Source organism: Nocardioides ungokensis (genome assembly GCF_013466985.1).
GTDB lineage: Bacteria > Actinomycetota > Actinomycetes > Propionibacteriales > Nocardioidaceae > Nocardioides > Nocardioides ungokensis.
Genome location: NZ_CP059164.1, coordinates 2,920,368 through 2,945,308, shown reverse-complemented (window position 1 = coordinate 2,945,308; position 24,941 = coordinate 2,920,368). Strand labels below are relative to the sequence as shown.

Below are 24,941 nucleotides of genomic sequence, written 5' to 3'. Positions count from 1 at the left end.
TGAGAGGCTTGTGCCTGCACCCACCCCGTCCGCACCACCCCCGGAGGCCCCATGTCCGTGCTCGACGACATCGTCGCCGGCGTGCGGACCGACCTCGCCGCGCGCGAGTCCGCGACGACCCTGGCCGACCTGCGTGCCGCGCTGGCCGACGTCGACCCGCCGCGCGACCCGATGCCGCACTTCCGCGCCGCTGGGTCCAGCGTGATCGCCGAGGTCAAGCGCCGCAGCCCCAGCAAGGGCGACCTCGCCGACATCACCGACCCCGCCGCGCTCGCGCGGGAGTACGCCGCGGGCGGTGCCGCGGCGATCAGCGTGCTCACCGAGCAGCGCCGCTTCGGCGGCAGCCTCGACGACCTGCGCGCCGTCCGCGCCGCGGTGGACACCCCGGTGCTGCGCAAGGACTTCATCGTCACCGCCTACCAGCTGGTCGAGGCCCGCGCCGCAGGCGCCGACCTCGCCCTGCTCATCGTGGCGGCCCTCACCGACGACCAGCTGCGCGCGCTCCACGACGAGGCGCGCGAGCTGGGCCTGACCGTCCTGGTAGAGGTGCACGACGAGGCCGAGACCGAGCGGGCGGTCGCCCTGGGGGCCGAGCTGATCGGGGTCAACGCCCGCAACCTCAAGACCCTGGCCGTCGACGGCGAGACCTTCGGCCGCCTGGCGCCGCTGATCCCCGACGACCGGGTCAAGGTCGCCGAGTCGGGGATCTTCGGCCCCGACGACGTGGCGCGCTTCGTCTCGCAGGGGGCCCGCGCGGTGCTCGTGGGCGAGGCGCTGGTCAAGGACGGAGACCCTCAGCAGGCCGTGCGAGCGATGACAGGAGTGCGCGGATGACGACCCACGTGGAGCGCCCGACCGACTACGACGCGGACGAGCACGGCTGGTTCGGGGGACCGGAGACCGGCTGGGGCGGCCGCTTCATGCCCGAGGCCCTGGTCGCCGCGCTCGACGAGCTGACCGTCGCCTGGCACGACGCGATGGCGGACCCTGCCTTCGTGGCAGAGTTCGACGCCATCCTGCGCGAGTACGCCGGCCTCCCCAGTCCGCTCTACCTCGCCGAGCGGCTCTCGGCGAAGGTCGGGGCCCGGATCCTGCTCAAGCGCGAGGACCTCAACCACACCGGGGCCCACAAGATCCGCAACGTCCTGGGCCAGGCCCTGCTCACCAAGCGGATGGGCAAGACCCGCGTCATCGCCGAGACCGGCGCCGGCCAGCACGGCGTGGCCAGCGCGACCGCGGCGGCCTACTTCGGCCTCGACTGCACGGTCTACATGGGCGCCGTCGACACCCGCCGCCAGGCGCTCAACGTCGCCAGGATGCACCTGCTCGGCGCCAAGGTCGTGCCCGTCGAGTCGGGGAGCGCGACCCTCAAGGACGCCATCAACGAGGCGCTGCGCGACTGGGTCGCCAGCGTCGACCACACGGCGTACCTCTTCGGGACGGCGGCCGGCCCCCACCCGTTCCCGAGCCTGGTCCGCGACTTCACTCGCGGCATCGGTGACGAGGCACGCCAGCAGTGCCTGGACCGTTTCGGCCGGCTCCCGGACGCGATCGCCGCCTGCGTCGGCGGCGGGTCCAACGCCATCGGCCTCTTCACCGCGTTCCTCGACGACCCCGACGTGGCGATCTACGGCTTCGAGCCGGGTGGCGAGGGCGTCGACACCCCGCGGCACGCCGCCACGATCCACGCCGGTGCGCGGGGCGTCCTGCACGGCGCCCGGACCTACGTCCTCCAGGACGAGGACGGCCAGACCATCGAGTCGCACTCGATCTCGGCCGGCCTCGACTACCCCGGCGTCGGGCCGCAGCACGCCCACCTCGCGGCGACCGGGCGGGCGACGTACCTGCCCGTCACCGACGACGAGGCGATGACCGCGATGGCGCTGCTGAGCCGGACCGAGGGCATCATCCCGGCCATCGAGTCCGCCCACGCGATCGCCGGCGCGCTGCGGGTGGCCGAGCGGCTGGGCGAGGAGAAGGGCCCCGAGGCGACCGTCATCATCAACCTCTCCGGCCGTGGGGACAAGGACATGGGGACCGCGATCGAGTACTTCGGTCTGGGCGACCCCGACCAGGTCACCGAGGAGCCGGTGGGCGAGCCCGAGGGAGCGCAGGAGTGAGTGTCTCGACCGCCTTCGAGAAGGCGAGGGCCGACGGCCGGGCCGCCCTGGTGGGTTACCTGCCGGCAGGCTTCCCCGACGTCGCCGGAGGGATCGAGGCGCTGCGCGCCATGGTCGACGCCGGCTGTGACGTCCTCGAGATCGGACTGCCCTACAGCGACCCGGTGATGGACGGCCCCACGATCCAGGCGGCCGCGCAGCAGGCGCTCGAGGGCGGCGTGCGCACCACCGACGTGCTGCGCACGGTGGAGGCGGTCGCCGCCACCGGCATCCCGACGCTGGTCATGACCTACTGGAACCCCGTCGAGCGGTACGGCGTCGAGCGGTTCGCCGCCGACCTGGCCGACGCCGGGGGAGCGGGCCTGATCACACCCGACCTGACCCCCGATCCCGACGTCGCCGGCGCCTGGATCGCCGCGGCCGACCGCCACGACCTCGACAAGGTCTTCCTGGTCGCCCCCTCGTCGACCGACGAGCGCATCGCGATGACCACGGCCGCCTGCCGCGGGTTCGTCTACGCCACCGCGGTCATGGGCGTCACCGGTGCCCGGGCCACCACCAGCGACCTCGCCGGGCCGCTGGTGGCCCGCACCCGGGCACTCAGCCCATCAGGGGCCGACCTGCCGATCGGCGTCGGGCTGGGGGTCAGCAACGGCGACCAGGCCGCCGAGGTCGCGTCGTACGCCGACGGCGTCATCGTCGGCTCGGCCTTCGTCCGGGCGCTGCTCGACCACCCCGACGACCGCGCCGCCGGCCTGCGGACGCTCACGGCGCTCACCGAGGACCTCGCCCGGGGGGTCCGGCGTGCGTAGGGCCATCGTCGCCGTCCTCGCCCTGGTCCTGCTCGCCGGCTGCGGTGGGCAGTCCAGCGCCGAGGGCAGATTCACCGGCAACCGCCTCGACCCGCCGTTCAAGGTCTCCGGGACCGAGCTCACCGACACCTCGGGCCAGCCGTACTCGCTGACCAGGAGCACCGACAAGCCGCTGACCCTGGTCTTCTTCGGCTACACGCACTGCCCCGACATCTGCGGCGTGGTCATGGCCAACCTCGCGACCGCGATCACCCGGCTGAGCCCCAGCGACGCGGCCAAGGTGGACGTCGTCTACGTCACGACCGACCCCGCGCGCGACACCGAGTCGGCGCTGAAGCGCTACCTCGACCACGTGCACCCGGGGTTCATCGGGCTGACCGGTGACCTGACGGACATCGCCTCGGTGGCCAAGCCGCTGGGGGTCGGCATCACCCAGGGGGAGAAGCTGCCGTCCGGTGGCTACGACGTCACCCACGGCACGACGATCACCGCGATCGACTCCCACGACCGGGCGCCGGTCTACTGGTCGCAGGAGACCTCCTCGGCGCAGTTCGCCGCCGACATCCACACGCTGCTGTCCCAGGGGGACTGATGCTCACCACGCTGTCCATCCCCAGCCCCTCGCAGGGGGTCTGGTACCTCGGTCCGGTGCCCGTCCGCGGCTACGCCCTGTGCATCATCCTGGGCATCGTCGTCGCGATCTGGATCGGGGAGCGGCGCTGGATCGCCCGCGGCGGGCGATCCGGGGAGGTCAGCGACCTGGCGATCTGGGCGGTGCCCTTCGGCCTGGTGGGGGGCCGGCTCTACCACGTGATGACCGACCACGACCTCTATTTCGGCGCGGGCAAGCACCCGATCGAGGCGCTCTACGTCTGGCGTGGCGGCCTGGGGGTGTGGGGAGCGATCGCGCTCGGTGCCCTGGGGGTCTACATCGGGGCCCGGCGCAAGGGGATCCGGTTCCTGCCGGTGCTCGACGCGCTGGCGCCGGGCGTGCTGGTCGCGCAGGCGATCGGCCGCTGGGGCAACTGGTTCAACCAGGAGCTCTTCGGCAAGCCGACCGACCTGCCGTGGGGCCTGCACATCGACCCGCAGAACCGTCCGTTCGGGTACTACCAGTACTCCACCTTCCAGCCGACCTTCCTCTACGAGTTCCTGTGGAACCTCGGCGCCTTCGCCTTCGTGATCTGGGCCGACCGGAAGTTCCGGCTCGGGCACGGCCGCGTGATGGCGCTCTACGTGATGGCCTACACCGCGGGACGGGTCTGGATCGAGATGCTGCGCATCGACAACGTCGAGCTCAAGGACGTCTTCGGGGTGCGGTTCAACGTGTGGACCTCCATCGTGCTGTTCGTGGCGGCCGCGGCGTACTTCGTCATCAGCAGCCGTCGGCACCCCGGCCGCGAGGAGGACGTCTACCTCCCCGGACGCGGACCCCAGGACGAGGAGTCGCCGTCCGGTGACCGCCCGGCCGGAGGGGTCTCCGACCCGGTCGAGTGACGGGTGTCCGCGCCTCAGGCAGCCCCTGCTCGTGGTCGTGACTCGGTGGTAGCCTGAGACCTCCGCTAGGGCCAATGTCGTCCCCTGCACAGCCTAAGCTGCATCTCACATGCACGGCCGATCCGTCGGCGCGGATCCGGGGAGTCCCGGCACGCCCGACACGACGACGACGGGAGAATGCCCGGTGCCGTACCAGCACGCATTCCCGCCGCCCCAAGGGCTCTACGACCCCACCCACGAGCACGATGCATGTGGAGTGGCGTTCGTCGCGACCCTGACCGGCGTTGCCAGCCACGACATCGTGAGGCAGGGAATCACCGCCCTGCTGAACCTCGACCACCGCGGCGCCGCGGGGGCCGAGCCCAACTCCGGCGACGGTGCCGGGATCCTGATCCAGGTGCCCGACGCGTTCCTGCGCGAGGTGGTCGACTTCGACCTGCCCGCGCAGTACGCCTACGCCGTGGGCACGGCGTTCCTGCCCGGCGACGCCGAGGCGGTCGCGAAGACGCGCCGTCGCATCGAGGAGATCGCCGCCGAGGAGGGCCTCGCGGTCCTCGGCTGGCGCGACGTGCCGGTCGACCCCGAGTCGCTGGGCGAGACCGCCCGCGGCGTGATGCCGTCGTTCCGCCAGCTGTTCGTGGCCGGGGCCGGCTCGCGCGTGACCGGCATGGCGCTCGAGCGCCTGGCCTTCTGCCTGCGCAAGCGCGCCGAGCGCGAGACCGACGTCTACTTCCCGTCGCTGTCGTCGCGCACGCTGGTCTACAAGGGCATGCTCACCCCGGCCCAGCTCGACGAGGTCTACCCCGACCTGCGCGACGAGCGGGTCACCTCGGCGATGGCCGTGGTGCACTCGCGGTTCTCCACCAACACCTTCCCGAGTTGGCCGCTCTCCCACCCGTTCCGGTTCATCGCCCACAACGGCGAGATCAACACGGTGATGGGCAACCGCAACTGGATGCGGGCACGTGAGGCGCTGCTGAGCTCCGACCTGATCCCGGGCGACCTGGAGCGGCTGTACCCCGTCTGCACGACCGGCGCGTCCGACTCCGCGTCGTTCGACGAGGTGCTCGAGCTGCTGCACATGGGCGGCCGCTCACTGCCCCACTCGGTGCTGATGATGATCCCCGAGGCGTGGGAGAACCACGCCGAGATGGACGCGAAGCGCCGCGCCTTCTACGAGTTCCACTCCGCGATGATGGAGCCGTGGGACGGCCCCGCCTGCGTGGTCTTCACCGACGGCTCCCAGATCGGCGCGGTCCTCGACCGCAACGGCCTGCGCCCCTCGCGCTACTGGGTCACCGACGACGGTCTGGTCGTCCTCGCCTCCGAGGTCGGCGTCCTCGACATCGACCCGGCCAAGGTCGTCCGCAAGGGCCGGCTGCAGCCGGGCCGGATGTTCCTCGTCGACACCGACGAGCATCGCATCATCGAGGACGAGGAGATCAAGGCCGAGCTCGCCTCGGAGCACCCGTACGACGAGTGGCTGCACGCCGGCCTGATCCACCTCGACGACATCCCCGATCGTGAGCACGTCGTGCACACGCACGCCTCGGTGACCCGGCGCCAGCAGGTGTTCGGCTACACCGAGGAGGAGCTGCGGATCCTGCTCACCCCGATGGCGAACACGGGGGCCGAGCCGATCGGCTCGATGGGCACCGACACCCCTATCGCGGCCCTGAGCGAGAAGCCCCGGCTGCTGTTCGACTACTTCGCGCAGCTCTTCGCGCAGGTCACCAACCCGCCGCTCGACGCGATCCGCGAGGAGCTCGTCACCTCGCTCAACGGCACGATCGGCCCCGAGGCCAACCTGCTGGAGCCGGCGCCCGCGTCGTGCCGCCAGGTGGTGCTGCCGTTCCCGGTGATCTCCAACGACGACCTGGCCAAGATCCGTCACATCAACCGTGACGGCGACATGCCGGGCTTCATCACTCACGTGGCCCGCGGCCTGTACGACGTCGAGGGCGGCGGCCGGGCGATGGCCGAGCGGATCGAGGAGATCTGCCAGGAGGTCAGCGACGCGATCGCCGGGGGGCACGCGTGATCGTGCTCTCCGACCGGCACTCGACCGCCGAGCTGGCCCCGATCCCGTCGCTGCTGCTGACCGGCGCGGTCCACCACCACCTGGTGCGGGAGAAGACCCGCACCCAGGTCGGGCTGCTGGTCGAGGCCGGCGACGTGCGCGAGGTGCACCACGTGGCGCTGCTGGTCGGCTACGGCGCGGCCGCGGTCAACCCCTACCTGGCCATGGAGTCGGTGGAGGACCTCGCCCGCGAGGGGCACTACGTCAAGGCCGAGGCCGAGAAGGCGGTCGCCAACCTGGTCAAGGCGCTCGGCAAGGGCGTGCTGAAGGTGATGTCCAAGATGGGCGTCTCCACGGTCGCGTCGTACACCGGTGCCCAGATCTTCGAGGCGGTCGGCCTGTCGCAGGCGGTCGTCGACCGGTACTTCACCGGGACGACCTCCAAGCTGGGCGGGATCGAGCTCGACACGATCGCCGAGGAGGTCGCGCGGCGCCACGCCACTGCGTACCCCGCGGCGGCATCGCGCCGGCGCACCGCGAGCTCGAGATCGGCGGGGAGTACCAGTGGCGTCGCGAGGGCGAGCCGCACCTGTTCGACCCCGAGACGGTCTTCCGGCTGCAGCACGCCACGCGCAGCGGCCGCTACGACGTGTTCAAGCAGTACACCTCGCGCGTCGACGAGCAGTCGGCGCGGCTGATGACGCTGCGCGGCATGTTCCGCTTCGCCGACTCCTCGAAGTCGGGTCGCCCCTCGATCCCGATCGACGAGGTCGAGCCGGTCTCCGAGATCGTCAAGCGGTTCTCCACCGGCGCGATGTCCTACGGGTCCATCTCGCAGGAGGCGCACGAGACGCTGGCGATCGCCATGAACCGGCTGGGCGCGAAGTCCAACACCGGTGAGGGCGGCGAGGACGCGGACCGGCTGCACGATCCCGAGCGCCGCAGCGCCATCAAGCAGGTCGCGTCCGGCCGCTTCGGCGTCACCTCGGAGTACCTCACCAACGCCGACGACATCCAGATCAAGATGGCCCAGGGCGCCAAGCCCGGTGAGGGCGGCCAGCTGCCCGGCCACAAGGTCTACCCGTGGGTGGCCAAGACCCGGCACTCCACGCCGGGCGTCGGCCTGATCAGCCCGCCGCCGCACCACGACATCTACTCGATCGAGGACCTGGCGCAGCTGATCCATGACCTCAAGAACGCCAACCCCGAGGCTCGCGTCCACGTGAAGCTGGTCTCGGAGGTCGGCGTCGGCACGGTCGCGACGGGTGTGTCCAAGGCGCACGCGGACGTGGTGCTCATCTCCGGCCACGACGGCGGCACCGGCGCCTCGCCACTGACGTCGCTCAAGCACGCCGGCGGTCCCTGGGAGCTCGGCCTGGCCGAGACCCAGCAGACGCTGCTGCTCAACGGGCTGCGCGACCGGATCGTCGTGCAGACCGACGGCCAGCTCAAGACCGGTCGTGACGTGGTCATCGCCGCGCTGCTCGGCGCGGAGGAGTTCGGCTTCGCCACGGCGCCGCTGGTCGTCTCGGGCTGCATCATGATGCGCGTCTGCCACCTCGACACCTGCCCGGTGGGCGTCGCCACGCAGAACCCGACGCTGCGGGAGCGGTTCAACGGCAAGCCCGAGTTCGTCGTGAACTTCTTCGAGTACATCGCCGAGGAGGTGCGCGAGCTGCTGGCCGAGCTGGGGTTCCGCACCCTCGACGAGGCCATCGGCCAGGTCGACGTGCTCGACGTCGAGCAGGCCGTCGACCACTGGAAGGCAGCCGGTCTCGACCTCTCGCCGATCCTGCACAAGCCCGAGCTGCCGCAGGGTGCTGCGCTGCGCAACACCACGGTCCAGGACCACGGGCTCGACAAGGCGCTCGACGTCACCGAGCTCGTCCCGCTGGCCCGCAACGCCCTCGAGAAGGGCGAGCCACTGCGCGCCCAGGTGGCGATCCGCAACGTCAACCGCACGGTCGGCACCATCCTCGGCCACGAGGTGACCAAGCGGTACGGCGGCGAGGGCCTCCCGGACGGCACGATCGACCTGACCTTCAACGGCTCGGCGGGGCAGTCCTTCGGGGCGTTCCTGCCGAAGGGGATCACGTTGCGGCTCGAGGGCGACGCCAACGACTACGTCGGCAAGGGACTCTCGGGCGGCCGGATCGTCGTACGCCCCGACCGGGCGGCGGCGTTCGAGGCCCAGGAGCAGATCATCGCCGGCAACGTCATCGGCTACGGCGCCACGTCGGGCGAGATCTTCCTGCGCGGTGTGGTGGGCGAGCGCTTCTGCGTCCGCAACTCCGGTGTCCACGCCGTCGTCGAGGGCGTCGGCGACCACGGCTGCGAGTACATGACCGGCGGCATCGTCGTCATCCTCGGACCGACCGGCCGCAACTTCGCGGCGGGCATGTCCGGCGGTTACGCCTTCGTGCTCGACCTCGACGAGGGCCGGGTCAACCCGGAGCTGGTCGACCTCGACAAGGTCGAGGGCGACGCCGTCGACGAGCTGCACGCCCTGGTCACCCGCCACCTCGAGGAGACCGGGTCGACGGTCGCCGAGGAGCTGCTGGCCGACTGGCCGGCCGCCGTGGCGCGGTTCACCCAGGTGATGCCCAGCGACTACAAGCGGGTGCTGGACGCTCGCGCCGAGGCCCTCGAGGACGGCCTCGACGACGAGCAGGCCGCGGCCCGGATCATGGAGGTACTCCATGGCTGAGCGAAGCGAAGACATGGCATTCCAGCACAGCATGGCGGGCCGTTGCTCGCCGACGGAGGAGGCGTGCGATGGCTGATCCCAAGGGATTCCTCAAGCACGGCCGCGAGGTCGCCGAGCGGCGCCCCGTGGCGGAGCGGGTCCAGGACTGGAACGAGGTCTACCCCGGCTCCGCCGGGCGGGCCCTGCTGCCGATCATCACCGAGCAGGCCGGGCGCTGCATGGACTGCGGCATCCCGTTCTGCCACCAGGGCTGCCCGCTCGGGAACATCATCCCGGAGTGGAACGACCTGGTCTGGCGTGACGACTGGGAGGGCGCGATCGAGCGCCTGCACGCGACCAACAACTTCCCGGAGTTCACCGGTCGCCTGTGCCCGGCGCCCTGCGAGACCGCCTGCGTGCTGGGGATCAACCAGGACCCGGTGACCATCAAGAACGTCGAGGTCTCGATCATCGACAAGGCATGGGAGTCCGGCTTCGTGCGGCCGCAGCCGCCGGAGTGGCTCTCGGGCCGCACGGTCGCGGTCGTCGGCTCCGGGCCGGCCGGGCTGGCCGCCGCGCAGCAGCTGACACGCGCCGGCCACACGGTGGCCGTCTACGAGCGCGCCGACAAGATCGGCGGGCTGCTGCGCTACGGCATCCCCGAGTTCAAGATGGAGAAGCAGCACCTCGACAAGCGGCTGGACCAGATGCGGCGCGAGGGCACCGTCTTCCGGGCCGGTGTCGACGTCGGCGGCGACCTGACCGGCCAGAGCCTGCGCGACCGGTACGATGCCGTGGTGCTCGCCATGGGTGCGACCGACGCGCGTGACCTGCCGATCACCGGGCGCGAGCTCGGCGGCATCCACCAGGCCATGGAGTTCCTGCCGCAGGCCAACCGGGTGGCGCTCGGTGACGAGGTCGAGGGCCAGATCTCGGCCGAGGGCAAGAACGTCGTGATCATCGGCGGCGGTGACACCGGTGCCGACTGCCTCGGCACGTCCACGCGCCAGGGTGCTGCCTCGATCACGCAGCTGGAGATCATGCCGGAGCCTCCGGAGCAGCGTCCGGCGGGCCAGCCGTGGCCCACCTACCCGATGATCTTCCGGGTCTCCTCGGCCCACGAGGAGTCCGGGGAGCGGGTCTACTCGGTCTCCACCCAGGAGTTCCTCGGCGACGAGGACGGCAACGTGCGCGCGCTGCGACTGGTGGACGTGAGGTTCGAGGACGGCAAGCTCGTCGAGATCGAGGGCACCGAGCGGGAGATCCCCGCGGAGCTGGTGCTCTTCGCGATGGGCTTCACCGGCCCCGAGAAGGCCGGCCTGGTCGAGCAGCTCGGGGTCGACCTCGACGCGCGCGGCAACGTGGCGCGCGACGCGTCGTACATGTCGTCGGTGCCGGGCGTCTTCGTCGCCGGTGACGCCGGTCGCGGCCAGTCGCTCATCGTCTGGGCGATCGCCGAGGGCCGCGCCGCCGCCGCCGCGGTGGACACCTTCCTCACCGGCTCGACCACGCTCCCGGCGCCGATCAAGCCGACCGAGCGCCCGCTGGTCGTCTGACCGCCGAGTCGGCGTTGCTTGACGCGTGATACCTCGCCGAGTCGGCGCTGCTTGACGCACAACCGTGCGACAACGGCGCCGACTCCGCGCGTTGTGGGGTACAACAGCGCCGACTCGGCGTATTCGGACAGCGGCTGTTGGAACGATCTAAGGACCCGCTAGGCTCGGCATCGTGCGTAGAGCCAAGATCGTCTGCACCCTCGGCCCGGCAACCTCCTCCCCGCGACGCATCCGCGAGCTGGTGTACGCCGGCATGGACGTCGCCCGGCTGAACATGAGCCACGGCAGCCACGCCGACCATGCCGAGTCCTACCGCCTGGTGCGGGAGGCCTCCGATGCGAGCGGCCACGGGGTCGGCATCTTCGCCGACCTCCAGGGCCCCAAGATCCGGCTGGCCACCTTCGCCGACGGGACCCGTCACCCTGCGCCGCGGCCAGGAGTGGACGATCACCACGCGCGACGTCCCGGGCGACGAGAAGGAGTGCGGTACGACGTACTCCGGCCTGCCCGGCGACGTGAACGCCGGTGACCCGATCCTCATCGACGACGGCAAGGTGCGCCTTCGGGTGACCGCCGTCGAGGGCCAGGACGTGCGCACCGAGGTGCTCGTCGGCGGCAAGGTGAGCAACCACAAGGGCATCAACCTGCCCGGCGTCGCGGTGTCCGTGCCCGCGCTGTCGGAGAAGGACATCGAGGACCTGCGGTTCGCGCTGCACCTGACGGTCGACTTCATCGCACTGAGCTTCGTGCGCGACGCCAAGGACGCCGACGACGTCCGCAAGATCATGGACGAGGAAGGCATCCGCCTCCCCGTCATCGCGAAGATCGAGAAGCCGCAGGCGATCGAGAACCTCGACGAGGTGATCGCGGCGTTCGACGGCTTCATGGTGGCGCGCGGCGACCTCGGCGTTGAGTGCCCGCTGGAGGACGTGCCGTTCCTGCAGAAGCAGGTCATCGAGAAGGCGCGGCTCAACGCCAAGCCCGTCATCGTGGCCACGCAGATGCTGGAGTCGATGGTCTCCAACCCCGCACCGACGCGCGCCGAGGCCTCCGACGTCGCGAACGCCGTCCTCGACGGGGCCGACGCGGTGATGCTGTCGGGCGAGACCAGCGTGGGGGAGTACCCCGTCCACACGGTCGAGACGATGGCGCGCATCATCACCGCGACCGAGCACCACGGGCTGGAGCAGAACGGCCCCGGCCAGCTGCGCGAGATCGACTGGGACCCCCACACCAAGGGTGGCGTGATCGCCAAGGCGGCCGGTGAGGTCGCCGAGCGGGTGGAGGCGAAGTACCTCGTCGCGTTCACGCAGAGCGGTGACTCGGCCCGCCGGCTGTCCCGCCTGCGCGGCCCGATCCCGCTGCTGGCGTTCACGCCCGAGGCGTCGGTGCGGTCGCAGCTGTCCCTGTCGTGGGGCGTGGAGACCTTCAAGACCTCCTCGGTGCAGCACACCGACGAGATGGTGCGCCAGGTCGACGAGCAGCTGCTGCGCATCGGCCGGGTCGAGGAGGGTGACCTGGTCGTGATCATCGCCGGCAGCCCGCCCGGCATCCCGGGCTCCACGAACGCGCTGCGGATCCACCGCATGGGCGACGCCATCAACCAGGTCGCGCCCGCGTACAAGCGCTCCTGATTCACTGAGGTTCTTGTCGTCGAGGTCGGATTTCGAGACGCGTCGCACCCCTCGTCGCTTCGCTCCGATGCGTGCCGACGCTCCTCAATCTCCTCGCAGGGTCTCAGCCCTCGCAGGCTCGGGCTGAGACTCGGAAACTGCCACCTCGGATAGTCGTAGCGCTTTCGCTCACCGGCCACCATCCGCGTCGCCCAGTTGCGGACCCGCGACCCGTCGGAGTGGAACAAGCCTCGCAGGAAGTCGTCCGGGTGCTGTTCGACGATCGCACGCTGCCAGTCCTCGAGGACGATCGGTCGCTCGTGCTTGCGGCCCGGACCGTGCTGGGGGAAGAGGCACGGCCAGTGCTTCCAGTGTGCCTGGACGACGACCGTGCCCGGTGCGGGCACCAGGAAGACCTTGCAACCGCGCCGGACTCCCAGGATCGCCCGGCGCGTGTCCTCGACGATGCCGGGCAGGGCGGCATCGCAGGAGATTCGGAGCGCCCAGTACCTTGCCTGCTCCGAGAGGCATCCGTCGCCCAGGTAGAACCCCAGCAGCGCTGAGTAGGCCGGGCCGTCCACGTCGGTGTCGTCGCAGTGAGGGCACTCGCCGACGGGACCTGCCTCTCCGGAGGATTTCCACGTGCGCAGCGTGGAGCGGCTGATCCCGGTTGCCCGGCTCACCTCCGAGAAGGTGGCGCCGCTCGCGAGCTGCTGCAGCGCCTGCTCGCGAGCCCTCCCCGAGTACATGGACCTGACGTTGTCACTGCCCACCGACGATGTCGCCGCATGCGTGCCCCGGGTGGGATTCGAACCCACACTGGATGGTGTTTGAGACCACTCTCTCTGCCGTTGGAGTACCGGGGCTGGCGGTCGCAGAGCCTAGCCGATGTCCTACCGGCTCCGGCCTTGGCTAATCTGTAGTAATCCACTAGTCTTTAAAGACAAACGACGGTGAGCGATGGGAAGAGCGCCATGGTGAGGTTCTGGGACTGGAGCCGGTCGAGCAACGAGCGCGCGGTCGCCAACGCCCGCGCGGCGACGACCGAGCTGAGCCGGATGCGGGTCGAGCGCGACGAGGTCGAGCTCTTCCTGGTCGAGCTGGAGACGCGGCGTACGGCTGCCCCGCAGCCCGCGTGACCCGGGCAGCGACCCGGCCGGGGCGTCGCTGCCGATAATCTGTCGGCGTGACCGAGCCCGCCGCCCCCGCCACACGCAGTGTCGTCATCGCCGAGGACGAGGCGCTGATCCGCATGGACCTCGCCGAGATGCTCACCGAGGAGGGGTACGACGTGGTCGGCCAGGCCGGCGACGGGGCCAAGGCCGTCGAGCTGGCCGAGCAGCTCCGGCCCGACCTGGTCATCCTGGACGTGAAGATGCCCGTCCTGGACGGCATCGCCGCCGCCGAGCGCATCGCCGGGCAGCGGATCGCCCCGGTCGTGATCCTCACGGCGTTCTCCCAGCGCGACCTGGTGGAGCGGGCCCGCGACGCCGGCGCGATGGCCTACCTGGTCAAGCCCTTCTCCAAGGGCGACCTGGTGCCCGCGATCGAGATGGCCGTCAGCCGGTTCGCGGAGGTGACCCTGCTCGAGCAGGAGGTCGCCGACCTGCAGGACCGGCTCGAGACCCGCAAGGCCGTCGACCGGGCCAAGAGCATCCTCCAGCAGCAGCTGCAGCTCTCCGAGCCCGAGGCGTTCCGCTGGATCCAGAAGACCGCGATGGACCTGCGGCTGTCCATGCGCCAGGTGGCCGAGGGCGTCGTCACGCACGGGCCCGGGCCTCGCCGGCTGACCTGCCGCGACCACCGGTCGGCGGGTCCGTGCGGGGTCGCGCGTCTCGTCCATGTCACGACTCGGTAAACCCTTGCGTCGCCGCCGCGGGTCGTGGCCGGGGATGTGGCGCGCCCCACCTCCGGGACCCCTAGACTGCCGGGCAGCGCCCGCCGGGTGCGTGGAGGAGGTCCCGTTGAAGTCTCGACCCACAGTCCGTGAGATCGGCGGCGAAGGGGGTGTTCTCCGAGGTGTGGCCGGGGCTGTCGTGCTCCTGCTGCTGGCGCCCCTGATGCTCCTCGCAATGGCCCCGCCCGCGGGTGCCGTCGGCACCCTCTGCCTCCCGACGGCGACGACCGCCTGCATCGCAGGCACCGTACGCAGCGACGCCGGCGTGGTGCCGAACGTGAAGCTCACGGTCACCGACCCCTCGGGCACGGCCCAGGAGGTCGTGACCGGCGACGACGGCAGGTGGAACGTCCAGGTGAGCAAGGAGGGGGCCTACAAGATCGCACTCCAGGAGGACACCCTCCCGGACAACGTCGCGGTCTCCGGAGCCAACGAGGTCACCGTCCAGGCCAAGTTCAACGCGACTGCGCCGGCCCTGATCCCGGTGCGGACCTCGACGTATGTCTCCTCCACGAGCAAGGTCGACGAGCTCATCCAGAGCTCCGCGAGCGGGCTGCGCCTCGGGCTCCTGCTGGCGCTGGCCTCGATCGGGCTCTCCCTCATCTACGGCACCACCGGGCTGTCGAACTTCGCGCACGCCGAGCAGGTGACGCTCGGCGGCATCCTGGGCTACTTCGTGGTCAACGTGCACGGGCTCAACCTCTGGCTCGGCGGCCTGCTAGTCATCGTCCTGTGCGGTTTCACGGGGTGGTTCCAGGACCGGGTGATGTGGCAGCCGTTGCGGCGCCGCGGCCTCGGGCTGACCCAGCTGATGATCGTGACGATCGGCCTCTCGCTGGCGATGCAGTACACCTTCCAGTACACCGTCGGCGCCCGCACCGTCCGCGTCGTCCAGGACAACCCCACGGTCCGCACCATCGGCCCGATCACGCTGACCAACCAGTCCTTCGTGGCCATGGGCATCTCGATCGTCGTGATCGCCGCCGTCGGATTCGCGCTGCTGCGCACCCGCATCGGCCGCGCCACCCGCGCGGTCTCGGACAACCCGGCCCTCGCGGCCGCTTCCGGCATCGACGTGGACCGGGTGATCCGGCTCGTGTGGACCGTCGCCATGGCCCTGGCCGGGCTCTCGGGCCTGCTCTACGCGCTGGTCACCAACGGCATCAAGTGGGACTCGGGCCTGCAGATCCTGCTGCTGCTCTTCGCGGCCGTCACCCTCGGCGGCCTCGGCACCGCCTTCGGGGCGCTCGTGGGCTCCCTCATCATCGGCCTCGTCGTCGAGCTCTCCCCGGTGCTGGGGATGCCCGGTGACTTCAAGTACGCCACGGCGCTGTTGATCCTCATCCTCCTGCTGCTGGTCAGGCCCCAGGGCCTGCTCGGTCGCCCGGAGCGGGTCGGTTAGGAAGGACGGGCATGGACACCATCCAGGCGATTCTCAACTCGATGCTGCGCGAGGCGATCTCGCCGCAGACTGCCGCCGTCGCGATCGCCGCGATCGGCCTCAACGTCCACTTCGGCTTCACCGGCCTGCTGAACATCGGCCAGTCCGGCTTCATGCTGCTCGGGGCCTACGGCTTCGCCATCTCCATCGGGCACGGGCTCCCGCTGATCGTGGGCGTGCTCCTCGGGTTCGCGGCGGCGCTGGTCTTCGCGCTGGTGCTGGGCGCTCCGACCCTGAAGCTGCGCGGTGACTACCTGGCGATCGTGACGATCTCGGCCGCGGAGATCATCAGGTACGTCGGGCGCTCGGCGCTGCTGACCGACTTCACGGGTGCTGCCCAGGGCCTCCAGGGCGTCAGCTACCGCACCCCGTTCACCAACCTGTCGTTCTTCGGCGACGGAGACTCCACCCTCAGCCCGTTCAACATCTACGACATCGCGGGCGGGGCTGTGTGGGTGCGGCTGGTCGGGTGGCTCGCACTGGCCGCGTGCATCGCCGGCATCGTGCTGCTGGTGAAGGCCGGCAGGGCGCGGCCCACCGTCGCGCGCCGGGCCTCCCGCGACGCGGGCGGACGGCTGACCCCCGCGGCCGGCACCGAGAGCCGTGCCGACCTCGGCGCCGACGCCCGACAGGTCACCGCCGTGTCGGCACCGGTCCGACGCATGGGGATCGGCGCGCTCATCGCGCTCTCGGTCTTCCTCCTCTTCTTCCTGATGCCGACCAGCTACCAGGACACCGGGGTCAGTGGCTGGTGGGTGCGCTTCGTCGCCTGGCTTCTGGTGGCGGTCTGCCTGCTGGTCGTCTACCTGCTGGTCCGCAGCCCCTGGGGCCGGCTGCTGCGCGGGATCCGCGAGGACGAGGACGCGATCCGCAGCCTCGGCAAGAACGTCTTCGCGATCAAGATGCAGGCGCTGATCATCGGCGGACTCTTCGGTGCACTGGGCGGCATGCTCTACGTGCTGCCCGCCTCGGTGCAGCCGGACTCGATGGGCCGCTCGCTGACGTTCTTCTGCTACACCGCGCTGCTGCTCGGTGGTGCGGCCACCATCTTCGGCCCGGTCCTGGGCGCCGTGATCTTCTACGCGGCGCGGATCATGATCAAGGGCGTGGCGAACGCCTACATCCCCGACAGCATCATGAACGGTCAGCAGACCGAGCAGTTCTCCTTCATCGTGGTCGGCGTGGCGCTGATGCTGATCGTGATCTTCCGACCGCAAGGAATCCTGGGCAACAAGAGGGAGCTCCGGTTCAATGTCTGAGTCCACCGTCGCCAGGTCCGACCTGGCCGATCCCGCAACCCGTCAGGCGCTGATGGCCGGAGTCGACGCCACGCCCGGGTCGGCCAAGCCCGACTCGATCCTGGTTGTCGACAACATCGTGCGGCAGTTCGGCGGCATCACGGCCGTCGACGTCTCCCACCTCGAGGTGCAGCGGGGGATCATCACGGCCCTCATCGGGCCCAACGGCGCGGGCAAGACGACCTTCTTCAACCTGATCACGGGCTTCGACAAGCCCAGCTCGGCGAAGACGGGCGCCCACTGGTCCTTCGACGGGGCGACCCTCGACAAGACCTCCGCCTCCAGCGTGGCGAAGGCCGGCATGGTCCGCACCTTCCAGCTCACCAAGGCCCTGAGCCGGATGACGGTGATGGACAACATGATGCTGGGCGCCCAGGGCCAGGCAGGGGAGAACCTCCTCAAGTGCGTCTTCAAGCCGCTGTGGAGCGGGCAGGAGAAGGCGATCGAGGAGAAGGCCAAGGAGCTCCTCCAGCGGTTCAAGCTCCTGGAGAAGAAGGACGACTACGCCGGCAGCCTCTCGGGCGGCCAGCGCAAGCTCCTGGAGATGGCCCGGGCGCTGATGAGCGACCCGAAGATGATCATGCTCGACGAGCCGATGGCGGGGGTGAACCCGGCCCTCACGCAGTCCCTGCTGGGCCACATCCAGAGCCTGCGCGACGACGGCACGACCGTGCTGTTCGTCGAGCACGACATGCACGTCGTACGCCACATCTCCGACTGGGTGGCCGTGATGGCCGAGGGCCGCCTGGTCGCGGAGGGACCGGCCGACACGGTCATGTCGGACACCGCCGTCATCGACGCCTACCTGGGCGCCCACCACGACACCGACCTCGGGGACGACGCGCTCCTCTCCGACCAGGCCATGGTGGAGATCCAGCAGGAAGTCGCGGCGGAGCAAGCAGAGCGGGAGGAAGAGGCATGAGCGCAGAGCCACAGCCCAGCGCCCAGGAGGCGGTCGTCGAGGCCAAGGACGTCGTCGCGGGCTACCTGCCCGGCGTCAACATCCTCAACGGCTGCAGCCTCGTCGCCTACCCCGGCGAGATGATCGGGATCATCGGGCCGAACGGCGCGGGGAAGTCCACGCTGCTCAAGGCGATGTTCGGCCTGGTCAAGGTCCACTCCGGCAGCGTCATGCTCGGTGACCGTGACATCACGAACGCGAAGACCAACCGGCTGGTCGAGATGGGCGTCGGCTTCGTGCCGCAGACCAACAACGTGTTCCCGACGCTGACCATCGAGGAGAACCTCCGGATGGGCCTGTTCATGCGGCCCCGGAAGATCAGCGAGCGCCTCGGCGCGATGTGGGACCTCTTCCCGGTGCTGCACGACCGGCGCAACCAGCGGGCCGGCGCCCTGTCCGGGGGTGAGCGCCAGTCCCTGGCGATGGCCCGGGCCCTGATGATGGAGCCCTCGGTGCTGCTGCTCGACGAGCCCTCCGCGGGCCTGTCGCCGGTGCGCCAGGACGAGACGTTCCTGCGCACCCGGCGCATCAACAAGACCGGCGTCTGCGTCGTCATGGTCGAGCAGAACGCCCGCCGCTGCCTGCAGATCTGCGACCGCGGCTACGTGCTCGACCAGGGCCGTGACGCCTACACCGGCACCGGCCGCGAGCTGGCCAACGACCCCAAGGTCATCGAGCTCTACCTCGGCACCCTCGCCAAGGACGTCGAGGAGGAGCACCCCAAGCACTGACGCCGCTCGCGGCAGACGCGGAAGGGCCCCGGACCGATCGGTCCGGGGCCCTTCTGCTGTGCGTGTGTCAGACGAGCGCGAGGCTCAGTTGGAGGACGAACCCTCCACCGAGTTGCTCAGCTCGTTCTTGTTGTCGGCGTTGAAGGTGTAGATGCCGATGAACGCCGACGACGGGTCGTTCTTGTCGTTGATCGGACCGATGCCCGACGGACCGGCGTACCGGATCTCCTTGCCGTCCTTGAGCAGCGCGACGCAGTCGGAGTAGGTCTTGCACTCCGTGCCGCCGGTGGCACCGGAGACCGCTGCGTAGTTCTGCTGGATGGTCTGGGAGTCCGTGGCCCCGCCCTTCACCGCGGCGAGCGCGGCCAGGATGGTGGCGTCGTACGACTCGGCGCCGTACGCGTAGTCGGTCAGCGGCTTGCCCTCGCCCACCTCGGCCCAGCCGCTCAGACGGTCCTTGAACGTCTGGTCGGGGTCGGCACCGGGGATGGTGCCCTGGGCGCCCTCGAGGGTGCCCTTCTGGAAGGTGGAGCTGTAGTCGGCGGTGTTGCCGTCGGAGAAGTAGGTCTTCTTCATGTCCCAGCCCTGCGAGGCGAGCTCGGGCACGATCTGCTTGGTCTCGTCGAACGCGAGCACGACGATGGCGTCGGGCTTGGCCGCGAGCGCCGCGCTGACCTCGGAGGAGAACGTCGTCTGGCCGGCCGGGAACTCGTCGCCCTGGCCCTTGCAGCCGTAGACGCACTCACCGTTGGCGGCCTCGATGGTCTGCTGGACCGCGTTGCGCAGGCCGGTGCCGTAGGTGTCGTTGAAGACGATGAAGGCGACCTTCTGGTAGCCGTCGGTGCTGATCAGGGTGCCGAGCGCGTTGCCCTGGATGGTGTCCGGGGGAGCGGTGCGGAAGTAGTACGGCGAGTAGCCGCTCAGGTCGACCGCGGTGTTGGCCGGGGAGACCTCGGTGATCTTGTTGGAGGCGAAGGTGTCCACGACGTTGAGCGAGACGCTCGAGGACGCGGCGCCGATCACGACAGACGGCTTGTTGGCGACCAGGGTGCCGGCCGAAGAGGTGGAGACCGACATGTCGGTCGAGTCACCCGAGTCCTGGATGTCGTGGCACGCCTTGGCGCCGCCGACACCGCCTGCGGCGTTGATGTCCGAGACGGCAAGACCCACGCCCGCCACCTCCGGCGGGCCGAGGAACGCCAGGTTGCCGGTCAGCGGCAGGATGCCGCCCACGTGCAGCGCGTTGGCGCTGGTCTGGCTGCCGGAGCACTTGTCGTTGGTGAAGCTGCCGCTCGAGGAGTCGGAGGACGAGCTCGACGGCGACGTCTTGTCCGACGCGTTGTTCGAGCTGTCGGATCCACAGGCGGTCAGGGCGACGCTGAGGACGGCGGTGCCGGCCATCAACCTGCCCCAAGTGGCGGTTCTGGATCGATTCACGGGGTGAACCTTTCTGTCGCGATTAGGTGCACTTCACCGCAGCCCGTCCCCGAGAGGTTGGGCAGGCCCTGACACCGTAGGGGCGGGCAATGGGCCCAGGGTCACAGCGCACCCTGTCGTGACCGAACCGTTACGTCAATGGATCCACGCCGCGAACTGCACGAGAACGGGCGCCACCGCCAGCGCCGGGAGCAGGTCGGCGACCGGGATCTCGCGGATGCGCAGCAGCCTCAGCGCGACGCCGACGAGCAGGAGGCCGCCGGTGGCGGTCAGCGCCGAGAGGTGGGGCGCGGGCAGCACGTCGCCGAGCAGGAAGCCGGCGACCGTCAGGCTGCCCTGGACCACCACGACGGTCAGCGCGCTGGCCGCCACGCCCCAGCCGAACGACGCCGCGAAGGCGATCGCCGCGAAGCCGTCCAGCACCGCCTTGAGGAAGAGCTGGTCCGCTCCGTTGCCCAGCCCGTCGTTCAGCGAGCCCAGGATGGTGAGGGGACCGGTGCAGAAGAGCAGCGACGCGGTCACGAAGCCCTCGATGAAACGGTGCCGCTCGACCGAGCCGGCCTCGCCGGCGAGCCGGGTCTGGAGCCAGCCCCCGAAGGATTCGACGCGCTGCTCGAGGCGCAGCAGCGAGCCGGCGATGCCACCGAGGAGGAGCGCCCCCAGCACGATCAGCATCGGGGCGCTGGTGCCGACCGCGTCGGAGAGGTCCCCGTCGAGCACGGCGATCGCCGACGTCCCGGCGATCAGGAGCGTGACCAGGCCGAGCGCGTCGGTGACGACGTCACGGGTGCGGACGGGCAGCCGGTTGCCCAGCAGGACCCCGATCCCGGCCCCGAGAAGGACTGTGAGGACGTTCACGACGGTGCCGATTCCGGGGAACACGGGACTCCTCTGACATCTCGGGGACGCTGAGCGTAGTCTCGCCCTCTGGAGCCGCGCTCAGGGGGACAGAGCTGCGCGGCGCCACGGCACTTTGGCCTGAAAGGCTCACGACGATGACCCGCTCCCTGGTGGCGCTGCGTGGCGCGATGCCCTCCGACGCGCCTTTGCTGACCGAGCTGTGGACCGAGGTCCTGCGGCGCGCGGACCCCGAGGAGCAGCTCGCCGACATGGTGGCCATCATCGAGAGCGCCGCCGCCTCCGGCGACGAGCGCCTCGTCGTGGCGGAGTACGACGGCGAGGTCGCGGGCGCCGTCCACCTGCGGATCACGACCATGACGCCGCTCAACCTCGAGCTGGTCGTCCTGGCCGTCTCGCCCCACGTCTTCCCGCAGTACCGGCGCCACGGCGTCGGCCGCGCGCTCATGGACTCGGCGGTCTCCTTCGCCGAGGAGCACGGGATCGGCCACGTGGCCACGGCGGCTTCTGCGGGCTCGCGGGACGCCAACCGCTTCATGGCGCGGCTCTCGCTCGGGCCGCAGGCGGTGCTGCGGGTGGCGACGACCCACGCCGTCCGGTCCAAGCTGACCGCGCAGCGCCCGTCGGTGCAGCGGGCCAACGGCCGCCAGCTCACGCAGGTGCTCGCGGCGCGGCGTTCGATGCGTCGCAACCAGGGCTCCCCGCTGGGCGACGCCCGGGGCTGACCCCGGACCTGACCTCGGACCCGACCCGCGCCGCCTGCGTCAGCCGGTGAACTTCTCGCGAGGGATCAGCGCGCACGTGATCCGCGAGGTGCACACCCGGCGGCCGTCCTCGTCGGAGATGACGACCTCGTAGGTCGCGGTGCTGCGGCCGAGGTGGACCGCGGTGGCGACGCCCGTGACCGTGCCCGAGGTGGCCGAGCGGTGGTGGGTGGCGTTGATGTCCACGCCCACCGAGAGCCGGTCCGGGTGGGCGTGCGCGGCTGACCCGACCGATCCGAGGGTCTCGGCGAGCACGACCGACGCACCCCCGTGGAGGAGGCCGTAGGGCTGGGTGTTGCCCTCGACCGGCATGGTGCCCACGACCCGCTCGGCGGAGACCTCGACCAGCTCGATGCCCATGCGCTCGTTGAGGCTGCCCATGCCCTGCGGCATCGAAGCGATGTACTCGTCGACGCTCATGTCGGCGGGTGCGGAAGCGGAGGTCTGGTCGGTCATGAGCGCCATTGTTGCCGACCGCCGGAGTGTCCCCGCGGCCGGATAGAGTCACCGCGTGCCTGAGCTCGCCGCCACCCCGACCGACCAGACCCGTCCGCGCCTGCTGCTGCTCGACGGTCACTCCCTGGCCTACCGCGCGTTCTTCGCGCTCCCGGTGGAGAACTTCTCGACGACCACGGGGCAGCACACCAACGCCGTCTACGGCTTCACCTCGATGCTCATCAACGTGCTGCGCGACGAGCAGCCGACCCACGTCGCGGTCGCCTTCGACGTCTCGCGCCAGGGCTTCCGCCTGGAGGAGTACCCGGACTACAAGGCGAAGCGCAACAAGACGCCCGACGAGTTCAAGAGCCAGCTGCCGCTGATCGAGGAGGTCCTCGACGCGCTGCGCATCCCGTTCCTGAAGAAGGAGGGCTACGAGGCCGACGACATCATCGCGACGCTGGTCACCCAGGCGCTCGCGGAGGGTCTCGACGTCCTGATCCTCACCGGCGACCGCGACAGCCTCCAGCTCGTGACGGAGCACTCGACGGTGCTCTACCCGATGCGCGGCGTCTCCGACCTGTCGCGGATGACGCCCGACGCGGTCGAGACGAAGTACGGCGTGCCGCCGCACCGCTACCCCGAGCTGGCGGCGCTCGTGGGGGAGGACTCCGACAACCTCCCGGGCGTCCCCGGGGTCGGACCGAAGACCGCCGCCAAGTGGATCACCCAGTACGACGGCCTCGACAACGTCATCACCCACGCCGACGAGATCAAGGGCAAGGCGGGCGACAACCTGCGGGCCCACCTCGGTGACGTGATCCGCAACCGGCGGCTCAACGCGCTGGTGCGCGACCTCGAGCTCGAGCAGCACCCCCGCGAGCTGGCCATCCGCCCGTGGGACCGCCAGGAGGTGCACACGCTCTTCGACAGCCTGGAGTTCCGGGTGCTGCGCGACCGGCTCTTCGAGACCCTCCAGTCCGAGGAGGAGATCGACGACTCCGGCTTCGAGATGGCCGGGCAGCGGCTCGGCTCCGGCGAGGTCGCCGGCTGGCTGGCGGCGCACGCCGCCGACCCCAAGGCCCGCACCGGCGTCACGGTCCAGGGCGCCTGGCGGGCCGGGACCGGCGAGGTCTGGTCGGTCGCGCTGGCGGCGCAGGACGGCACGGCCGCGTGGTTCGACGCCGCCGAGGTGGCCCCCGAGGACGACGCCGCGGTGGCGGCCTGGTTCGCCGACCCCGACGCGGCCAAGGTCCTGCACGACGCCAAGGGCCCGATGCTCGCGCTCTCGGCCGGGGCTGGCCGCTCGACGGGCTGGTGAGCGACACCGCGCTGGCGGCCTACCTGGTGCGGCCCGACCAGCGCTCCTACGACCTCGCGGACCTGACCCTGCGCTACTTGCGGCGCGAGCTGAAGCAGGAGACCCAGGACGCCGGCCAGCTCAGCTTCGACAGCCTCGACGGTGCCGACACCGGCGCGGCCGAGACCGCCATGCTGCACGCCCGCGCGGTGCTCGACCTGGCCGAGGCGCTGGACGAGGCGATCGACAAGCACGGCGGGGCGGAGCTGCTCAGCCAGATCGAGCTGCCGCTGGTCCACCTCCTCGCACAGATGGAGCGGACCGGCATCGCGGTCGACACCGACCACCTCGAGGCCCTCGAGGCGCACTTCGCGAGCGAGGTGAAGACCGCGGCCGACGAGGCGTTCGCGGTGATCGGCAAGGAGATCAACCTCGGCTCGCCCAAGCAGCTGCAGGTCGTGCTCTTCGACGAGCTCGACATGCCGAAGACCAAGCGGACCAAGACCGGCTACACCACCGACGCCGACGCGCTGCAGCAGCTCTACGTCAAGACCGAGCACCCGTTCCTGCTCGCGCTGCTGCGCCACCGCGACGTGTCCCGGCTCCGGCAGACCATCGAGGGACTGCTCAAGACCGTGGCCTCCGACGGTCGCATCCACACGACGTTCAACCAGCTGATCGCCGCGACCGGTCGGCTCTCCAGCACCGACCCCAACCTGCAGAACATCCCGATCCGCACCGAGGAGGGCCGCCGGATCCGTGAGGCCTTCGTCGTCGGGAAGAGCGCGGACGGCGAGGCCTACGAGTGCCTGATGACCGCCGACTACAGCCAGATCGAGATGCGGATCATGGCGCACCTCTCCGAGGACGCGCTGCTCATCGAGGCGTTCAAGTCCGGCCAGGACTTCCACTCGATCACCGCGGCGCGGGTCTTCGACGTCCCGGCCGACGCGGTCACCGTCGAGATGCGCGCCAAGATCAAGGCGATGAACTACGGCCTCGCCTACGGCCTGTCGGCCTTCGGCCTGAGCCAGCAGCTGCGGATCGAGCCCGCCGAGGCGCGCGGGCTGATGGACGAGTACTTCCAGACCTTCGGCGGCGTGCGCGACTACCTCGCCGGTGTCGTCGACGAGGCGCGTCGCTCGGGGTTCACCGAGACCATCTGGGGACGCCGGCGCTACCTGCCCGACCTGACCAGCGACAACCGGCAGCGCCGCGAGATGGCCGAGCGGATGGCCCTCAACGCACCGATCCAGGGCTCGGCAGCCGACCTGATCAAGGTCGCCATGCTCAACGTGGACCGGGCGATCACCGAGGCGGGGCTGCGCTCGCGGATGCTGCTGCAGGTCCACGACGAGCTCGTCTTCGAGGTCGCGCCGGGCGAGCGTGAGGTGCTCGACGCCCTGGTGCGCCAGCAGATGGGCGGTGCCGCCGACCTCACGGTGCCGCTCGACGTGTCCGTGGGCACCGGCCGCAGCTGGCACGAGGCCGCGCACTAGCAGCAGCCTGGGA

16 protein-coding genes, 1 tRNA gene and 4 pseudogenes are annotated in these 24,941 nt (G+C 70.5%); 16 read left to right on the top strand and 5 right to left on the bottom strand.

Annotated elements, in window-relative coordinates:
* Positions 1–51: 51 nt before the first annotated feature.
* From trpC to pyk, 8 genes and pseudogenes are all read left to right on the top strand, one after another.
* A complete protein-coding gene (gene trpC / locus H0S67_RS14510) occupies positions 52–834 on the top strand; it encodes an indole-3-glycerol phosphate synthase TrpC (RefSeq protein ID WP_180933622.1) in 783 nt (260 codons plus the stop codon).
* A complete protein-coding gene (trpB, locus tag H0S67_RS14505; RefSeq protein WP_180933621.1) occupies positions 831–2,120 on the top strand; it encodes a tryptophan synthase subunit beta in 1,290 nt (429 codons plus the stop codon). The genes trpC and trpB overlap by 4 nt, the downstream gene beginning before the upstream one ends.
* Entirely contained in the window at positions 2,117–2,932 is an 816-nt protein-coding gene (trpA, locus tag H0S67_RS14500) for a tryptophan synthase subunit alpha (RefSeq protein WP_180933620.1), read from the top strand. Before trpB ends, trpA begins: the two co-directional genes overlap by 4 nt.
* Positions 2,925–3,524 (top strand): SCO family protein, encoded by a 600-nt coding sequence (locus H0S67_RS14495; protein ID WP_180933619.1) that lies wholly within the window; start codon positions 2,925–2,927, stop codon positions 3,522–3,524. The genes trpA and H0S67_RS14495 overlap by 8 nt, the downstream gene beginning before the upstream one ends.
* Positions 3,524–4,429 carry a prolipoprotein diacylglyceryl transferase gene (gene lgt, locus H0S67_RS14490; protein WP_180933618.1) on the top strand — a complete coding sequence of 302 codons (906 nt, stop codon included), beginning with the start codon at positions 3,524–3,526 and terminating at the stop codon, positions 4,427–4,429. Before H0S67_RS14495 ends, lgt begins: the two co-directional genes overlap by 1 nt.
* A 184-nt stretch (positions 4,430–4,613) precedes the next feature.
* Positions 4,614–9,156: pseudogene (gltB, locus tag H0S67_RS14485) on the top strand (glutamate synthase large subunit).
* A 68-nt stretch (positions 9,157–9,224) separates the two neighbouring features.
* Positions 9,225–10,691 (top strand): glutamate synthase subunit beta, encoded by a 1,467-nt coding sequence (locus H0S67_RS14480; RefSeq protein WP_180933617.1) that lies wholly within the window; start codon positions 9,225–9,227, stop codon positions 10,689–10,691.
* 172 nt (positions 10,692–10,863) lie between these two features.
* A pseudogene (gene pyk, locus H0S67_RS14475) lies at positions 10,864–12,325 on the top strand (pyruvate kinase).
* 614 nt (positions 12,326–12,939) lie between these two features.
* Here the strand turns inward: pyk and H0S67_RS28590 are convergent.
* Both H0S67_RS28590 and H0S67_RS14470 read right to left on the bottom strand, forming a co-directional pair.
* Positions 12,940–13,053 (bottom strand): annotated as a pseudogene (locus tag H0S67_RS28590) (helix-turn-helix domain-containing protein); the annotation flags it as partial.
* Positions 13,054–13,097: 44 nt separating this feature from the next.
* Positions 13,098–13,170, bottom strand: a tRNA-Leu gene (locus tag H0S67_RS14470).
* A gap of 87 nt (positions 13,171–13,257) precedes the next feature.
* On the opposite strand from H0S67_RS14470, the gene H0S67_RS14465 reads away from it, so the two are divergent.
* The 6 genes from H0S67_RS14465 to H0S67_RS14435 all read left to right on the top strand — a co-directional run bounded on the left by H0S67_RS14465 (position 13,258) and on the right by H0S67_RS14435 (position 18,632).
* The gene (locus H0S67_RS14465; protein WP_180933616.1) at positions 13,258–13,443 is read left to right on the top strand and encodes a hypothetical protein; all 186 of its coding nucleotides are present in this window, start codon (positions 13,258–13,260) and stop codon (positions 13,441–13,443) included.
* A 47-nt stretch (positions 13,444–13,490) separates the two neighbouring features.
* Positions 13,491–14,162 (top strand): ANTAR domain-containing response regulator, encoded by a 672-nt coding sequence (locus tag H0S67_RS14460; protein ID WP_180933615.1) that lies wholly within the window; start codon positions 13,491–13,493, stop codon positions 14,160–14,162.
* A 178-nt stretch (positions 14,163–14,340) separates the two neighbouring features.
* Positions 14,341–15,603, top strand: a complete 1,263-nt coding sequence (locus H0S67_RS14455; protein ID WP_219635281.1) for a branched-chain amino acid ABC transporter permease — start codon at positions 14,341–14,343, stop codon at positions 15,601–15,603.
* A gap of 11 nt (positions 15,604–15,614) precedes the next feature.
* Entirely contained in the window at positions 15,615–16,901 is a 1,287-nt protein-coding gene (locus H0S67_RS23710; RefSeq protein ID WP_219635280.1) for a branched-chain amino acid ABC transporter permease, read from the top strand.
* Positions 16,894–17,862 (top strand): ABC transporter ATP-binding protein, encoded by a 969-nt coding sequence (locus H0S67_RS14440; RefSeq protein ID WP_180933614.1) that lies wholly within the window; start codon positions 16,894–16,896, stop codon positions 17,860–17,862. The genes H0S67_RS23710 and H0S67_RS14440 overlap by 8 nt, the downstream gene beginning before the upstream one ends.
* Positions 17,859–18,632: an ABC transporter ATP-binding protein gene (locus H0S67_RS14435; RefSeq protein WP_180933613.1), complete on the top strand. Its 774-nt coding sequence runs from the start codon at positions 17,859–17,861 to the stop codon at positions 18,630–18,632. Before H0S67_RS14440 ends, H0S67_RS14435 begins: the two co-directional genes overlap by 4 nt.
* Positions 18,633–18,716: 84 nt before the next feature.
* On the opposite strand, the gene H0S67_RS14430 is transcribed toward H0S67_RS14435, so the two are convergent.
* Positions 18,717–20,033 (bottom strand): ABC transporter substrate-binding protein, encoded by a 1,317-nt coding sequence (locus H0S67_RS14430; protein ID WP_180933612.1) that lies wholly within the window; start codon positions 20,031–20,033, stop codon positions 18,717–18,719.
* A gap of 171 nt (positions 20,034–20,204) precedes the next feature.
* Positions 20,205–20,951, bottom strand: a complete 747-nt coding sequence (locus H0S67_RS14425; protein WP_180933611.1) for a DUF554 domain-containing protein — start codon at positions 20,949–20,951, stop codon at positions 20,205–20,207.
* A 113-nt stretch (positions 20,952–21,064) separates the two neighbouring features.
* On the opposite strand from H0S67_RS14425, the gene H0S67_RS14420 reads away from it, so the two are divergent.
* Positions 21,065–21,652, top strand: a complete 588-nt coding sequence (locus H0S67_RS14420) for a GNAT family N-acetyltransferase (protein ID WP_180933610.1) — start codon at positions 21,065–21,067, stop codon at positions 21,650–21,652.
* 39 nt (positions 21,653–21,691) lie between these two features.
* Here the strand turns inward: H0S67_RS14420 and H0S67_RS14415 are convergent, their stop codons facing one another.
* Positions 21,692–22,147 carry a PaaI family thioesterase gene (locus H0S67_RS14415; RefSeq protein ID WP_180933609.1) on the bottom strand — a complete coding sequence of 152 codons (456 nt, stop codon included), beginning with the start codon at positions 22,145–22,147 and terminating at the stop codon, positions 21,692–21,694.
* 55 nt (positions 22,148–22,202) lie between these two features.
* Between H0S67_RS14415 and polA the strand changes: the two are divergent.
* Positions 22,203–24,928, top strand: a pseudogene (gene polA / locus H0S67_RS14410) (DNA polymerase I).
* Positions 24,929–24,941: the final 13 nt, after the last annotated feature.